Here is a 16034-nt window from a genome sequence, read left to right as displayed (position 1 = left end):
TTCACAAATAGCAACCTTTCAACTTCTGAGGAGAATAAGATGTCAAACGCTATCGCTGGTCACCGCACCCGTTCCGATTCCGCTTCCACCTTCCGCGCCATCGCCCTGTCCGCCGAGCAGGTGATGCCCGACTATGTCAACGTCCGCATGGACGAGCACTACGTCACCCGCATCGAGCAATTGCTGGGCGGCGAGCATCCGCACGCGTGGCAGCCGACGCCGCGCGGTGCCGTGTTTTTGGCTGGTAACGACTACCTGTGCCTGGGCGGGGAGCCGGCGCTGGTGGGGGCGCAGATCGCCGCGCTGCGCGACAGCCAGGGGGAAATGCTGATGTCGGCCGTGTATTTGCAGGAGGGCAGCGCCCAGCATCGGCTGGAGCGCAAGTTCGCCGCGCTGATGGGCGCGCAGGACGGCATCCTGGCCCAATCGGGCTGGGCCGCCAATGTCGGCCTGGTACAAACCCTGGCCGCGCCCGGCATCCCGGTGTACCTGGACATGCAGGCCCACGCTTCCTTGTGGGAAGGCGTGCAATCGGCGGGGGCGGCGCCGGTGTCGTTCCTGCACAATGACATGCAGCATCTGCGCAAGCAGCTGGCGCGCCATGGACGCGGGCTGATCGCCGTCGACGCGCTCTACAGCACCAACGGCAGCCTGGCGCCGTTGCGGGAACTGGTGGAGATCGCGGAGCAGTACGGCTGCCTGCTGATCGTCGACGAATCGCATTCGCTGGGCACGCACGGGCCGCGCGGCGCCGGGCTGGTGGCGGCGCACGGTCTAAGCGGGCGCGTCCATTTCCGCACGGCGTCGCTGGCCAAGGCGTTCGCCGGGCGCGCCGGGTTCGTCACCTGTTCGAGCAAGTTCAAAGGGTACTTCCTGTCGGAATCGCGACCGGCCATTTTCAGCTCCTGTCTGCTGGGTCACGAGCTGGCGTGGTTCGACGCCGCCATCGATTTTGTCGCGGCCGCCGACGACCGCCGCGCCGCGCTGCACGCGAAATCGCTGGAGTTGCGCGAGGATCTGGGCGCGCTCGGCTACAACGTCGGCGAGGGCAGCGAGCAGATCATCGCGTTGGAGCCGGGCCCCGAGCCGAAGACATTGGCGTTGCGCAAGCTGCTGGAAACGCACGGCATCTATGGCGCCATGTTCTGCGCGCCGGCCACGGCCAAGAACCGCTCGCTGGTGCGGCTGACGCTCAACTCGGGTCTGGACAGTTCGCAATTGGCGCGCATCGTCCAGGCGTGCGAGGATATCCGCCCGCAGATCGATCTGGAGAGCTGGTCGTCGACGCGTCGCCTGAACCGTCTGGCGCTGGTGTAAGCGGCGCGTTGTTCCGCGTGGGTACGTTGCGCGCCGCGCGCATGGGGCGGCGCGGTGCGCTATCATGACGGCTATGACTGAACCACAAACCCTGTATGAAGTGATCGGCGGCGAATCGCGCGTGCGCGAGATGGTCGACCGTTTTTATGATCTGATGGAACTGGAGCCCGAGTTCGCGCTACTGCGCGCGGCCCATCCGCCCACCCTGGACAACGCGCGCGAGCGTCTGTTCATGTTTCTCAGCGGCTGGATGGGCGGGCCGGACCTGTACATCGAAGCGCACGGCCATCCGCGCCTGCGGATGCGGCATATGCCGTTCGCCATCGGCACGCAAGAGCGCGACCAGTGGCTGCGCGCGATGGCGTGGGCGATGGAGGACGTCGGCATCGACGAGGCGCTGCGGGTGCGGCTGATGGAGTCGTTCTACCAGACCGCCGACTGGATGCGCAACAAGCCGGATTGACACGATGACCCAGACCGAATTTTTTGTCCTGCTGGCGGCGTTGGCCATGGTTTTGGTGATGCAGGTGGTAGTGCTGTTGCGCGGGCGCGCCGACGGCGCCCAGGCCGACGCCGGCCTGGCCGAGCGCATCGAACGGGTCGAGCGCGAGGTGCGCATGCAGCTGCAAACGACGGCCCAAACCACGCACGCCGCCACGGTGCAGCAGTTCGAGGACATGCGCCGCCAGTTGCAGGCGCAAGGACTGGTCGGACGCGAGGAGCAGAGCCGGGGCTTGAAGCAGTTCGCCGACAGCATGAACCAGGCGCTGGCCCGGCTGACCGAGTCGAACGCGGCGCGCATGCAGGAGGTGCGCGCGACCCTGGAAGCCAAGATCAAGGATCTGCAGGCGGACAACGGCGCCCGGCTCGAAGAGATGCGCAAGACCGTCGACGAGAAGCTGCACGCGACGCTGGAGACGCGGCTGACGGCGTCGTTCCAGCAGGTGTCCGAGCGGCTCGAGCGCGTCCACCAGGGATTGGGCGAGATGCAGCAGCTGGCGCTGGGCGTCGGCGATTTGAAGCGGGTGCTGACCAACGTCAAAACGCGCGGCACCTGGGGCGAGGTGCAGTTGGAGATGCTGCTCGAGCAGGTGCTGACGCCGGAGCAGTACGCGAAGAATGTCGAAACCATCGCCGGCAGCGGCGCGCGCGTCGAATTCGCGCTCAAGCTGCCGGGCCAGGTGGAGGGCGGGGCGCCGGTGTGGATGCCGATCGACGCCAAGTTCCCCAAGGAGCAGTACGAACGCCTGCTGGACGCCGCCGACCGCGCGGACGCCGAGGGCGTGGCGCTGGCCGGGCGCGAGCTGGAACGGGCCGTGCGCGGCGAGGCCAAGACGATCTCGGAAAAATACGTGTCGCCGCCGCACACCACCGACTTCGCCATCCTGTTCCTGCCGACCGAGGGGCTGTACGCGGAAGTGATGCGCCGTCCCGGGCTGGCCGATGAACTGCAGCGGCTGCACCGCATCAGCATCGCCGGGCCGTCGACCTTGTCGGCGCTGCTCAACAGCCTGCAGATGGGCTTCCGCACGCTGGCGCTGGAGAAGCGCTCGTCCGAAGTGTGGCAGGTGCTGGGCGCCGTGAAGACGGAGTTCGCCAAGTTCGGCGACGTGCTGGCCGCCACCAAGCTGACGTTGGAGCGCGCCGCCAAGAACATCGAATCGGCCGAGACCCGCAGCCGCCAGATGGCGCGCAAGCTCAAGACGGTGGAAGCGCTGCCGAGCGAGGCGGCGCAGTTGCTGCTGGGGCCTGAACTAGACAAAACAGATCTCGAGTCCGACTAAAAGCGGGATTAAAAAAAGGAGTCGATCATGCCAGGACGTAGCCTTGATTTTTCCACCGTCGGCATGCCGGCCGTCCAGCGCAACAAGATCGTCAGCGCGGCCGACGCGGTCGGCCTGATACGCGACGGCGACACCATCGCCACCGGCGGGTTTGTCGGCGTCGGCTTCGCCGAGAATATCGCGGTGGCGCTTGAGCGGCGCTTTCTGGCGCCGGCGTCCGACGGCGGCGGCCACCCGCGCGACCTGACCCTGGTCTACGCGGCCGGCCAGGGCGACGGCAAGGACCGCGGCCTCAATCACCTGGCGCACGAGGGCATGCTCAAACGGGTCGTCGGCGGCCACTGGAGCCTGGTGCCCAAGCTGCAGCAGCTGGCCATCGGCGGAAAGATCGAAGCGTACAACCTGCCGCAAGGCGTCATCAGCCAGCTGTTTCGCGACACCGCCGCCGGCAAGCCGGGATTGCTCACGCACGTCGGCCTCGGCACGTTTGTCGATCCGCGCCACGGCGGCGGCAAGATCAACGACCGCACCACCGAGGAGCTGGTGGAGGTGGCCACCATGGGCGGCAACGAGTACCTGTTCTACAAGGCGCAGCCGGTGCACGTGGGGATCATCCGCGGCACCACGGCCGACGCCAACGGCAACGTCACCATGGAGCGCGAGGCGCTGACGCTGGAGGCGCTGGCGATCGCGATGGCCGCGCACAACTCCGGCGGCATCGTCATCGTACAGGTCGAGCGGATCGCCGAGCGCGGCACGCTGAACCCGCGCCAGGTCAAGATACCCGGCATCCTGGTCGACTGCGTGGTGGTGGCGGAAAAGCCCGAGTACCACATGCAGACCTTCGCCGAGCCTTACAGCCCGGCCTTCGCCGGCGAACTGCGGGTGGCCTTGTCGGCGATGGCGCCGATGCCGCTGTCGGAGCGCAAGATCATCGCGCGCCGCGCCCTGATGGAGCTGCGGCCGAACAATGTCGTCAATCTCGGCATCGGCATGCCGGAGGGCGTGGCCAATGTCGCGGCGGAAGAGAAGCTGCTCGACCTGGTGACGTTGACGGCCGAACCGGGCGTGATCGGCGGCCTGCCGGCCGGCGGCTTGAACTTCGGCGCGGCCACCAACGCGGACGCCATCATCGACCAACCCTACCAGTTCGATTTCTACGATGGCGGCGGGCTCGATGTGGCCATCCTCGGCCTGGCGCAGGCGGACCGGCACGGCAACCTGAACGTCAGCAAATTCGGCAGCAAGCTGGCCGGCGCGGGAGGTTTCATCAACATCAGCCAGAACGCGCGCAAGGTGGTGTTCGTCGGCACCTTCACCGCCGACAAGGGGCGCACGCGAAAATTCATCGACGAAGTCGAGCATCGCACCTATAGCGGCGAGTATGCCGCGCGGCGCGGCCAGGAAGCCTTGTTCGTCACCGAGCGGTGCGTGTTCAAGCTGGTGATGGAGGGCGGCATGTCGGGGCTGGAGTTGATCGAGATCGCGCCCGGCGTCGACCTGGAGCGCGATATCCTGGCGCAGATGGATTTCAAGCCTTCGATCGGCGCGGAGCTCAAGCTGATGGACGCGCGCATTTTCGGGCCGTTGCCGATGAACTGGCGGGTCGACTTCCTCGCGCAGCCGCTGGAGCAGCGGCTGGTGTACGACGCGCAGCAGGAGCTGTTTTTCGTGAACTTCGAAGGGTTCGAGGTGGGCGACGCGGCGACCATCGAGCGTATTTGCGAGCTGGTGTCGGAGCGCCTGGCGCCGTTGGGACGCAAGGTGCCGGCGGTGATCAACTACGATAATTTTTCGATCGCGCCGGACTTGATGGACCAGTATGTGGAGGCGGTCAACCAGCTGGCGGAGCGCTATTACAGCAAGGTCACGCGCTACGCGCACAGCACCTTCATGCGCGCCAGTTTGGGGCGGGCGTTCCGCCGCATCGAGAAGGACGCGGCGCTGTTCGCCAACTCGGCGGAGGCGTTGTTGCGGTTGCGGCAGGAGGGGGAATAGTCGCGGGCGGCGCATGGATGGCGGATTAGGCGGAACGCCGTAATCCGCCATCTGTGAGCCGCCGGTGGCGCTAAATCAAACCGTCGAACAGGATGATGTCGACCGTGTCGCCAACGGCGACGCTGGCCTGCTCATGCCGCAGCACGACAATGCAATTGGCCTCCGTCATCGAGCTGAGAATGCCGGAACCCTGCGCTCCGGTGAGCCGCACCTGCGCGCCGCCATCGGCGCCGGTCGACAAGATGCCGCGCTGGTATTCGGTGCGGCCGGGACGCTTGCGGATCGCCTCCGAGGCCCGCGCCCGCATCGTTTGCGGCGCCGCCTGCGTCTCGCCCACCCCCATCATGCGCAGCAGAGCGGGACGCGCGAACATATAAAACGACACCATCACCGCCACCGGATTGCCGGGCAATCCGAACAGCCACGCGGCGCCGTCGTCCGTCCGCACCTCGCCGAAGGCGAGCGGCCGGCCCGGCCGCATCGCCAGCTTCCAGAAGGCGACGTCGCCGAGCAGCGCCATGGTGTCGCGCGTGTAATCGGCCGCGCCCTCGGATACGCCGCCGGAGGTGATGATGGCGTCCGCATCCCGGCACGCCGAGCGCAGCGCCGCTTGCAGCGCCGCCGGGTCGTCGCGCACGATGCCCAGGTCGACAACCTCGCAGCCCAGGCGCGTGAGCATGCCGAACAAGGTGTAGCGGTTGCTGTCGTAGACGCAGCCCGTATCGAGCGTGTCGCCCAGCGAGCGCAGTTCGTCGCCGGTGGAGAAGAACGCCACGCGCAGGCGGCGCCGCACCGTCACTTCGGCGATGCCGAGCGACGCCACCAGACCCAGGTCGGCGGGACGCAGGATTTTTCCCTGCGCCAGCGCGACGCCGCCGGCTTTCAGATCCTCCCCCGCGAAGCGGCGATTGGCGCCGGCGCGGATCGTGCCGTGCGCGATGGTGACGCCCGAGTCGCCGATCGCCGCCGCCAGTTCCTGCGGCAGCACGCTGTCGCAACCGGGCGGCATGGCGGCGCCGGTCATGATGCGGACGCATTCGCCGGGCGCCGCCTTTTGTTCAAACGGGCGGCCCGCATAGGCGGCGCCGATGACCTTCAAGGTGACCGGCCCGGAGCCCGCGTCGAGCGGCAAGTCGGCGCCGCGCAGCGCGTAGCCGTCCATCGCCGAGTTGTCGTAGGCGGGAACATTGATCGGCGAGATGATGTCTTCGGCGAGAACGCGGTCCAGCGCGGAGCATAAAGCGACTTTTTCGGTCGCCGCGACCGGCGTTATGCGTTGCGTGATCAGTCGGCGCGCCTCGTCGACGGGCAGGGCGTCCGGGTCGCCCGTCACGCCCGCCGGGGATGCGGCGGGGGCGGGTGGCGCTGATTCGGGCTCGTGCCGCTTCAGCTCTTCCAGCGTATTGATATTGCGGAAGGCCGAGGCGTCGTCGAACATCACCTCGGCCACGCGCAGCGACTTGTGCCAGCCCTCCACGCGGCGCGCGCCGGTGGCGAGGTAGGTCTCCAGTTGCGGCAGCAGGCTGGCCTTGAGCAGGCTGAATACGGGATGCGGCTGGCGATAGGGGGCGCCGCCATCCTGCTCGTCCGTTTCCATGGTCACGGCGACGGCCAGGTCGGCGTCCTCCGTCTCCAGCGCGGCGTACAGGCGCGCGGCCAGGTCGGACGGCAGGAAGGGCGAGTCGCAAGGCGCCGTCAGCAGCAGCTCGGTGGCGCAGTAATGCAAGCCCGCTTGCAGGCCGGCCAGCGGGCCTTCGAAGCCGCTCATCCGGTCGGGCATGACGACGGTGTCTGCGCCGGCGGCGGCCTGGTACTGCGGCAAATTGCGGTTGGCGTTGATGGCGACGGTGTCGACCTGCGGCGCCAGACGTTGCAGCACATGGGCGATCATGGTCGTGCCGCGAAACGGTTGCAAGCCCTTGTCGACGCGGCCCATGCGGGTGCCGCGCCCACCCGCCAGTATCAGCCCGGTGATCTTGCTCTTCACAGACCCTATCCTCCGATGTAAGACATTTCGACCTTGTTGGCGCTGCGTGGCAGTCCGTCGGTATTGTTGGTGCGCAGTTCGGAATAGCGGTCGCCGCGCGCGCGCCACAGGTGCGCCAGCACGGTGCTGATTTCCTCGTCGCTGCGGCCCTCGCGCAGCAGCGCGCGCAGATCGTGGCCGCTGGTGGCGAACAGGCAGGTGTAGAGCTTACCCTCGGTCGACAGGCGCGCGCGCGAGCAGTCCGCGCAGAAGGCCTGCGTGACGCTGGAGATCAAGCCGATCTCGCCGCCGCCGTCGCTGTAGCGCCAGCGCGCGGCCGTTTCGCCGGCGTAATTGGCGGCGACCGGCTCGAGCGCCATCTCGGCCTGGATGCGGCGCACCACCTCGGCCGACGGGATCACCTCGTCCATCTTCCAGCCGTTGGAGGCGCCGACGTCCATGTACTCGATGAAGCGCAGGATGAACGGCGTGTTCCTGAAGTGGCGCGCCATCGGCAGGATCTGATCGTCGTTCATGCCGCCCTTGACCACCATGTTGATCTTGATCGGCCCCAGGCCCACCTGGTGCGCCATGTCTATGCCCTTGAGCACGTCGTCGACCGAGAAGTCGACATCGTTCATGCGCTGGAAGGTGGCGTTGTCGAGCGCGTCGAGCGACACGGTCACGCGTTGCAGGCCGGCGTCCTTGAGCGACTGCGCTTTGCGCGCCAGCAGCGAGGCGTTGGTGGTCAAGGTCAGGTCGAGCGGCCTGCCGTGGATGGTCTTGAGTTCGGCGAGCATGCCGATCAGGCGCTCGAGGTTCTTGCGTAGCAGCGGCTCGCCGCCGGTCAGGCGGATTTTCTCGACGCCGTGGGCGATGAAGGTTTTGGCCAGCCGCGTGATCTCCTCGAACGACAGCAGGGAGGTATGCGGCAGGTACTGGTAATCGCTGTCGAACACCGCCTTCGGCATGCAATAGACGCAGCGGAAGTTGCAACGGTCGGTCACGGAGATGCGCAGGTCGTGCAACGGCCGGGCCAACTGATCGCTCAGCAGGCCGGTCGGCGCTTCCAGGATCGCGGGAATGGCGGGCGCGTTGCGGCGCTGCTCGGCCATCATGATGATTTTTTCTGCCATGACTCTACAATATTGCTGTTTAGGAAATTCGCTTACCACCGAAGGAGCTACGATAGCACGATGGCGCCGGCCGGGTTAGCGGCCATATCAAACAACTCCGGGAGGATGAAAAAAGGGAAGCGCGCGGCTTCCCTTTTGGTTCGCTACTTGACCCGTGAGCGGGTTAGCGGCGGGTGTCGACTTGAACCAGCGGTTCGTCGGCTTGCGGTGGCAGTGGCTTGCGTTCGCGTGGAACGCGCACCGGGGCCGCAACCTTGGCGGCGGCTTCCTGTGCCGCGCGCAGCTTGGCCGGGTCGGTGGCTGCCAGGGTCAGGCCGGCGGAGCCGAGCACTGCCTGCAGGTCGATCGGCGCGGCTGGAGCGGCGGCTGCCGGAGCTGGTGCCGGGGCAGGCGCTGCCACCGGTGCCGGTGCAGGGGCTGCCACCGGTGCCGGCGCAGGCGCGGCGGCGACCGGCTCGGCAACGACTGGCGCTTCGACAATTGGCGCTTCAACCGGAGCTTCGACCTTGGCTGCCACCGGTGCTTCCACCGGAGCAAGCTCGGCTGCCGCTGGCGCGGCGGCTTCGGCAACTGCCGGGGCCGGCGTTGGCTCTGCGACCGGGGCCGCGAAGGCGTCCTCGGTTTGAACCGGCGTCGCTACTTCGACAGGCGCTTGGGCTTGTACCACCACGGTGCCTTCGACCGCCGCGGCGACCGGCTCGGCAACTGGTGCCGATTCGATCACCGGGGCAGGAGCTGGCGTGGGAGCAGCCGCCTCAACCATCGGCGCCGGCTCGGCCGCTTCGACTTGAGCAATAACATGCTCGGTGGTGAAGGACGCTTCGACCGGTACCGGTGCGGCGTCGACGACGTCTACCACGACAGCCGTCTCGGCAGCCGGAGCGACGCTGAAGCTCGGCGCTTTGTGCTCGCCGTGCTCGCCGGCTGCTTCGGTTTCCTGGCCATCAACACCTTCGACGCCCTCGCCACCTTCGCGGTCGCGGCGATTGCGGTTGCGACCGCCACGACGGCGGCGGCGGCGCGGCTCTTCGCCGTCGGCCGTCACTTCGTTCTCATCCCCCTCGGGACCGGCGTTCGGCGCGGTCTTGAGGATGCTGGTGGCGGCGTCGACACCGGTCAGCGGACCGGTAGACGCCAGGCCCGCGTTCAATGCCAGCTCTTCCACTTTGGCTTCGACCGGGGCCTTGTCGGCGCGCGGTTCGCGTGGTGGACGCGGCGTGCGTTCCGCACGTTCCGGACGCTCGGCGCGTTCAGGACGTTCGGCGCGCTCGCGCGGCGCCTGGCCTTCGGCGGCGACACCCGTGTTCTCACGCGGCTCGCGCGGTTCGCGCGGCGGACGTGGTGGACGGGCGGGGCGGCCGGTGGCGTCGACCGGCTTGGCTTCGTCCGCCGCCGGACGGGCCGCGCCTGGTTCGCGTTCTTCGCGCTCGCCACGGGCGCCTTTGCCGTTACGGCTGCGGCCGCGCGGGCCACGGGCGTTGCGGTCGCCACGGTCCGGCGACGGCGCCTTGACGACGATGGTTGGTTGCTGCGGCTGCGCGACCGGGGCCGGTTTCGGGCTCAGGAAGCTGAACAGCTTGGCGAAGAAGCCTTGCTCGGCCGGCGCCGGCACTGGGGCCGGGGCCGGCGTGATGACGGTTTCGGCCGGCTTGCGTTCGACCAGCGGTGCCGGTTGGTCAGGGGTGATGGTCTTGACCATGGCTTCCTGGCGCGGCTTGGCTTCTTCCTTCTGGCGCTTGCTGTAGGCCATGTCGGTTTCGGCGGTCTCGGCCAGGGTGTAGCTGGCCTGGCTGTCTTCCAGACGCGGATCGTCGTGCTTGATGCGTTCGAGCTTGTAGTGCGGGGTGTCCAGATGCTTGTTCGGGATCAGGATCACGGCGATGCGGTGGCGGTTTTCGATCTTCAGCACTTCGCCGCGCTTTTCGTTCAGCAGGAAGGCGGCGACGTCCACGGGAACCTGCACGTGGATGGTGGCCGAGTTTTCCTTCATCGCCTCTTCCTGGATGATGCGCAGCACCTGCAGGGCCGACGATTCGGTGTCGCGGATGTGGCCGGTGCCGGAGCAGCGCGGGCACGTCACGTGCGAGCCTTCCGACAGCGACGGACGCAGGCGTTGACGCGACAGTTCCATCAGGCCGAAGCGGGAAATCTTGCCCATTTGAACGCGTGCGCGGTCGTGGTGCAGCGCGTCCTTCAGGCGCTGTTCCACTTCGCGCTGGTTCTTGGCCACTTCCATGTCGATGAAGTCGATCACGATCAGGCCGCCCAGGTCGCGCAGGCGCAGCTGGCGGGCCACTTCCTCGGCCGCTTCGCAGTTGGTGTTGAAGGCGGTGGTCTCGATGTCCGAGCCGCGCGTGGCGCGGGCCGAGTTGACGTCGACCGACACCAGCGCTTCGGTGTGGTCGATGACGATGGCGCCGCCCGACGGCAGCGGCACGGTGCGCGAGTACGCCGTTTCAATCTGGTGTTCGATCTGGAAACGCGAGAACAGCGGCACGTCGTCGCTGTAACGTTTTACACGGTGCACCATGTCGGGCATCACGTGGCTCATGAACTGGTGCGCTTGTTCGTAGATATCGTCGGTATCGATCAGGATCTCGCCGATATCGGGCTGGAAGTAGTCGCGGATGGCGCGGATCACCAGCGACGATTCCTGGTAGATCAGGAATGCGCCGGAGGCCGACTTGCCGGCGCCTTCGATCGCGCGCCACAGTTGCATCAGGTAGTTCAAGTCCCACTGCAGCTCGTCGACGTTGCGGCCGATGCCGGCGGTGCGGGCGATGACCGACATGCCTGGCGGCAGGTCCAGCTTGTCCATGGTTTCGCGCAATTCCTGGCGCTCTTCACCTTCGACACGGCGGGAAACACCACCACCGCGCGGGTTGTTCGGCATCAAGACCAGATAGCGGCCTGCCAGCGAGACGAAGGAGGTCAGGGCGGCGCCCTTGTTGCCGCGCTCTTCCTTTTCGACCTGGACCATGATTTCCTGGCCTTCGCGCAGCGCTTCCTTGACCGAGGCGGTGCGGACGTCGACACCTTCACGGAAATAAGTGCGGGCTACTTCTTTGAAAGGGAGGAAACCGTGGCGATCTTCGCCGTAACTGACGAAGCACGCTTCCAACGACGGCTCGATGCGGGTGATCACGCCTTTGTAGATGTTGGACTTGCGCTGTTCGCGTCCGGCGGTTTCGATGTCGATATCGATCAGTTTCTGACCGTCGACAATCGCTACGCGCAGCTCTTCTTGCTGCGTAGCATTAAACAACATGCGTTTCATTTTAATTAACTCCGCGACCCGTAGGCCATCTCTATGCCGTTCGCCCTGAAGCGAAACGGCGAGGTACAGGGATATACGCGAGAATTAAGACGATTGCGGTGGGTATGCCCATCCTGTGCGGCGCAGCGACGCGGGCGGTGAGCCAGCGTTGCGGCCGCAACTGGGCGCTGAGAGGTCGATCGACATGCCGAGTGCCCGCATCACCTGCAACTCTTCCATGCGGCCCGTAGGGGAGGCAGAGAAATGCAGGCGGTGAGCAACGTCGTTGAAAGCCAAATCCTGACCAGGCTTACGTACTACAAGTATTACAACTTCGATATTTACAACTTCGCGAAGTTGCAATGTAACCAGGCTGGTTTCAGCCTTCCGTCGCTTGCAGCAAAGCATGGGGTCTGGCGAAAACGGCAAGCGTTATCAACTTCATCAACCGGCCAGCCTGGCTCGAAGCCAGGCTGGCCGGACTTTATCCTTACAATCCAATCATTTTAATTCTGCATCCATGCCGGCATCCGATTACAACAACGGTGCAACCTTGATTCCCGCATGGCTGGTGCGTATACATATTTTCCTCTGAATTTGCAATTTGGCGAGGCCAGTGGAGACGCCCCTGTGTAAAATGTGCTTTTATTCTTACACTTGCCGCAGTTAGAACCGCAGCGAAACAATTATATATTCAAAATGAAGGACTTAGAGAGATTTCTGGGAAGACAGAGCAAATGAAGATGCAAAATGATGTTGTTCCCCCTTCAACACCGCTGCCGCTGCAAGCACAATTCGTCACCATCACTGAAGAAGAAGCCGGTCAACGCATCGACAACTACTTGTTGCGTATTTGCAAAGGCGTGCCGAAAAGCCACGTTTACCGCATCCTGCGCTCGGGCGAGGTGCGTGTCAACAAGGGCCGCATCGACCAGCTGTACCGGCTGGTCCAGGGCGACGTGGTGCGCATTCCACCGGTGCGCATCGCGGAAAAAGCCGACACCACGCACGTGCCCGCGGCCGAATTCAAGGTGATTTTCGAAGACAGCCACTTATTAGTGATCGACAAGCCTGCCGGCGTCGCCGTCCATGGCGGCTCGGGCGTGTCGTTCGGCGTCATCGAACAACTGCGCGCCTCGCGTCCGGACGCCAAGTTCCTCGAGCTGGTGCACCGGCTCGACCGCGACACGTCCGGCTTGTTGTTGCTGGCGAAGAAACGCTCGGCGCTAACCAACCTGCACGAGCAGATGCGCGACGGCCATACCGACAAACGCTATCTGACCATGGTCGCCGGCGACTGGAAAAACGCGCGCCAGCACGTCAAGCTGCCGCTGCACAAGTACACCACGGCCGACGGCGAGCGCCGCGTGGCGGTGCAGGCGGACGGCTTGCCGTCGCATACGGTGTTTTCGCTGTTGAAGAAATTCAAGGATTTCGCGCTGCTGGAGGCCGAGTTGAAGACCGGCCGCACGCACCAGATCCGCGTTCACCTGTCATCGTCCGGCTTCGCCATCCTTGGTGACGACAAATACGGTGATTTCGCCTTGAACCGGGTCCTGCTGAAGGCCGACGCGACCCGTGGCGCGCTCAAGCGGATGTTCCTTCACGCGCATCAAATTACGTTCACCCACCCTGATTCCGGAAAAATCATGACGTTGAATGCGCCATTGGCCGCCGAATGTGAACGATTCTTGGTAAGCTTGGGAAAACCTCTTAACTAATCGCAAATATTCTAAGGAGCCGGCCGCGATGCGTGGCCGGAACACATGGCAAGAAAGCAATTTGATCTGATCGTCTTCGATTGGGATGGCACGTTGATGGATTCCACCTCGACGATCGTGAAGTGTATACAGGCGGCGGCGCGCGACCTGTCCCTGCCGATCCCGCGCGACGATGCGGCCGCGCATGTCATCGGCCTCGGCTTGCACGAGGCCATGCAGGCGGTGCTGCCCGAGATCGACCCGTCGTACTATCCGCGCATGGTGGAGCGTTACCGCTACCATTTCCTGTCGCGCGATCACGAGCTGGTGCTGTTCCCGGGCGTGCACGATATGCTGGTGGAACTGTCGCAGAACGGTTATTTCCTGGCCGTCGCCACCGGCAAAAGCCGGGTCGGCTTGAACCGGGCGATGAACGACGTTAAGCTGTTGTCGATGTTCGATGCCACGCGTTGCGCCGACGAAACCTTCTCCAAGCCACACCCGGCCATGTTGCAGGAGTTGACGCGGGAATTGGGCCAGGATATGCGCCGTACGGTGATGATCGGCGATACTTCCCACGATTTACTGATGGCAAACAACGCCGGCGCGGCCGGCATCGCGGTGCAATATGGTGCCCACCCGGTCGACCAGTTGGCCGCCTGCAATCCGCTGTATTCGGCGGCGACCGTGGCCGAACTGCATCAATGGTTGAGCGAGCACGCTTGATGAACGAAGAAATACTGGTTTGCGCGTCGGACGCGGTGCTGGAGGGCGGCAGGGGCGTGCGCTTCGCCGTCACCGCCGGCGGCGCCGACGGTACCGGATTCGTGGTCCGCTACGGCGGCAAGCCGTATGCTTACCTGAACCGCTGCGCCCACGTGCCGATCGAACTCGATTGGGCGGAGGGCGAGTTTTTCGAATCCAGCGGCCTGTACCTGATGTGTTCCACCCACGGCGCGATCTATGTGCCCGAGAGCGGCTTGTGCGCCGGCGGTCCGTGCCGGGGCGGACGCCTGCGGCCGATCGGCGTGGTCGAACACGACCAGCGGATCTTCTGGCAACCCGACGACTACGTACGCCCGCTTGTCCCCAAAACGCCTGAAAACCTCCAACCAAAGTAATCCATGAGCGACAACATCGACAGCCACCACACCCCACCGACGCCGGCCCAGCCGGTCACGCCGACCGTGCCCGCTTCCAACTGGGAGCGCGAGGTGCTGGAAAAACTGGTGTTTGCCACGTTAAAAGAACAAAAGTCGTCGCGCCGCTGGGGAATCTTTTTCAAGTTCGCCACCTTGCTGGTGATAGTCGTCGCCCTCAGCACTTATTTCGATTTTAGCTGGACCGGCTCCGAGGAGACGCTGGGCCGCCATACGGCGCTGATCGAAATCGACGGCGCCATCGAATCGGAAGGCAGCGGCGCAGCCTCGGTGGTGATCCCGGCGCTGAACAAGGCGTTTTCCGATTCCGGTTCGGTCGCCGTCGTCATGCACATCAACAGCCCGGGCGGCAGTCCGGTCCAGGCCGGCATGATCGTCGACGAGATGAACCGCTTGCGCAAGGGCTATCCCGGCAAGCCGCTGTATGTGGTGGTCGATGAGATCTGCGCCTCCGGCTGTTATTACATCGCCGCCGGCGCCGACCGCATCTACGTCAACAAGGCCAGCATCGTCGGTTCCATCGGCGTGCTGATGGACGGTTTCGGCTTCACCGGCTTCATGGACAAGGTCGGCGTCGAGCGCCGCCTGCTGACGGCCGGCGAGAACAAGGGGTTCATGGACCCGTTCACGCCGCTGACGGACAAACATAAACAATATGCGCAGGCGATGCTCGACGAGATCCACCAGCAGTTCATCCAGGTGGTGCGCAACGGCCGCGGCAAGCGGCTCAAGGAAAGCCCGGAAATGTTCTCCGGCCTGTTCTGGACCGGCGCCAAGTCGATCGACATGGGGCTGGCCGACGCCCTGGGCACGGTCGACAGCGTCGCGCGCGATGTCATCCGCGCCGAAGACATCGTTGACTACACCCAGCATGAAGGCCTGCCCGAGCGCGTGCTGAAGAAATTCGGCGCGGCGATGGGCGCCGGCGCGATGAAATCGGCGGTGCAGACCGTGACGCCGAGCCTGCGCTGACGCGTTAGCCGCCATGGAGGTATTTCTGGTGAGCCGATAAACATTAACAATCCGGTCTTATTTCGGCTTGCATATCCGACTTGGTGGACTATAGTAAGGGGGTAGTTCTTTCCAAGGGAGGCCGATATAAACAGTTTATCTCGTTGTCAGCAGATCTTGATTCAGTGTGATTGAACTACTTAAACCGCATCATGGATGCGGATTTGAGAGAATTTCGATTCCTCGTCAGAGTCCCTTCATGGGACTGAAAACAGCGGCGCAATGCCGCTGTTTTCTATTGGGCGCAGCATTGCCGGGTCGGCGTCGGCATGCGGGTCGGCCACCGGGCCGCCGTCGCGCGGGGCATGGCCAGCCCGCTCTTGCTCTTGTTCTTGCTGATGGCGCTCCGGCCAGGATTGCGCGAAGCCGCCGGCGTCGAGCCAGGCGAGAAAATGGGCCTGGCGCTGCTCGTGCCATCGGGTCTGGACGCCCGCCACCAAGGCGAGGGGGAGGGTGCAGTTGCGGCAGCGGGCCAGCAATAGTTCGGTTCTGTGCATGGCGGCCTGTTTCTGTGCCGCCGGGTTGACGTTGAGTACGGTAGTCATGTTGTCGTCCTGCTGAGTATTTCCTAGTCCATTAGGCGGATTCCTAATGAGCTTTTGAGTCTACCGATTCAATCCCACGGGCACTTGATGTGGATCAATAAAATGGAGTGTCCAGGACATTGCACTGTCGCGCGGACGCCACCTTCCGCTACCTTCCAGCT

The 16034-nt window shown here is 64.8% G+C and carries 12 protein-coding genes; 8 read left to right on the top strand and 4 right to left on the bottom strand.

The window, feature by feature from the left end:
- Positions 1–39: 39 nt before the first annotated feature.
- The 4 genes from cqsA (at position 40) to AC07P1_RS04245 (ending at position 5099) form a co-directional block, all read left to right on the top strand.
- Positions 40–1317, top strand: a complete 1278-nt coding sequence (gene cqsA, locus AC07P1_RS04260) for an alpha-hydroxyketone-type quorum-sensing autoinducer synthase (protein ID WP_494694641.1) — start codon at positions 40–42, stop codon at positions 1315–1317.
- A 64-nt stretch (positions 1318–1381) separates the two neighbouring features.
- Positions 1382–1780 (top strand): group II truncated hemoglobin, encoded by a 399-nt coding sequence (locus AC07P1_RS04255; RefSeq protein ID WP_315218720.1) that lies wholly within the window; start codon positions 1382–1384, stop codon positions 1778–1780.
- 4 nt (positions 1781–1784) lie between these two features.
- A complete protein-coding gene (locus AC07P1_RS04250; RefSeq protein ID WP_494694640.1) occupies positions 1785–3101 on the top strand; it encodes a DNA recombination protein RmuC in 1317 nt (438 codons plus the stop codon).
- 27 nt (positions 3102–3128) lie between these two features.
- On the top strand, positions 3129–5099 hold the full coding sequence (locus AC07P1_RS04245; RefSeq protein ID WP_494694639.1) for an acyl CoA:acetate/3-ketoacid CoA transferase: 1971 nt from the start codon (positions 3129–3131) through the stop codon (positions 5097–5099).
- Positions 5100–5169: 70 nt separating this feature from the next.
- Here AC07P1_RS04245 and moeA read toward each other — a convergent pair whose 3' ends face one another.
- The 3 genes from moeA to AC07P1_RS04230 form a co-directional block, all read right to left on the bottom strand.
- Entirely contained in the window at positions 5170–7086 is a 1917-nt protein-coding gene (gene moeA / locus AC07P1_RS04240) for a molybdopterin molybdotransferase MoeA (protein WP_494694638.1), read from the bottom strand.
- Between the two features lie 5 nt (positions 7087–7091).
- Entirely contained in the window at positions 7092–8201 is a 1110-nt protein-coding gene (gene moaA, locus AC07P1_RS04235) for a GTP 3',8-cyclase MoaA (protein ID WP_494694637.1), read from the bottom strand.
- 163 nt (positions 8202–8364) lie between these two features.
- Positions 8365–11478, bottom strand: coding sequence for an Rne/Rng family ribonuclease (locus tag AC07P1_RS04230; RefSeq protein WP_494694636.1), 3114 nt, complete (start codon positions 11476–11478; stop codon positions 8365–8367).
- Between the two features lie 716 nt (positions 11479–12194).
- Here AC07P1_RS04230 and AC07P1_RS04225 point away from each other — a divergent pair.
- From AC07P1_RS04225 to AC07P1_RS04210, 4 genes are read left to right on the top strand one after another with little or no spacing between them, the layout of a single operon-like run.
- Complete coding sequence (locus tag AC07P1_RS04225; protein WP_315218711.1) at positions 12195–13178, top strand: RluA family pseudouridine synthase; 984 nt, start codon at positions 12195–12197, stop codon at positions 13176–13178.
- Between the two features lie 45 nt (positions 13179–13223).
- On the top strand, positions 13224–13883 hold the full coding sequence (locus tag AC07P1_RS04220; protein ID WP_494694635.1) for an HAD-IIIA family hydrolase: 660 nt from the start codon (positions 13224–13226) through the stop codon (positions 13881–13883).
- Positions 13883–14278 (top strand): Rieske (2Fe-2S) protein, encoded by a 396-nt coding sequence (locus AC07P1_RS04215; protein WP_494694634.1) that lies wholly within the window; start codon positions 13883–13885, stop codon positions 14276–14278. Before AC07P1_RS04220 ends, AC07P1_RS04215 begins: the two co-directional genes overlap by 1 nt.
- A gap of 3 nt (positions 14279–14281) precedes the next feature.
- Positions 14282–15289: a S49 family peptidase gene (locus AC07P1_RS04210; protein WP_494694633.1), complete on the top strand. Its 1008-nt coding sequence runs from the start codon at positions 14282–14284 to the stop codon at positions 15287–15289.
- Between the two features lie 236 nt (positions 15290–15525).
- Here the strand turns inward: AC07P1_RS04210 and AC07P1_RS04205 are convergent, their stop codons facing one another.
- Positions 15526–15873: a hypothetical protein gene (locus AC07P1_RS04205; RefSeq protein WP_494694632.1), complete on the bottom strand. Its 348-nt coding sequence runs from the start codon at positions 15871–15873 to the stop codon at positions 15526–15528.
- Positions 15874–16034: the final 161 nt, after the last annotated feature.

The sequence above is a fragment of the Duganella sp. GW821-FHT07F09 genome (assembly GCF_059418705.1).
Note: the sequence above shows the minus strand (reverse complement) of the source record. Positions and strands in the feature narration are given on the sequence as shown.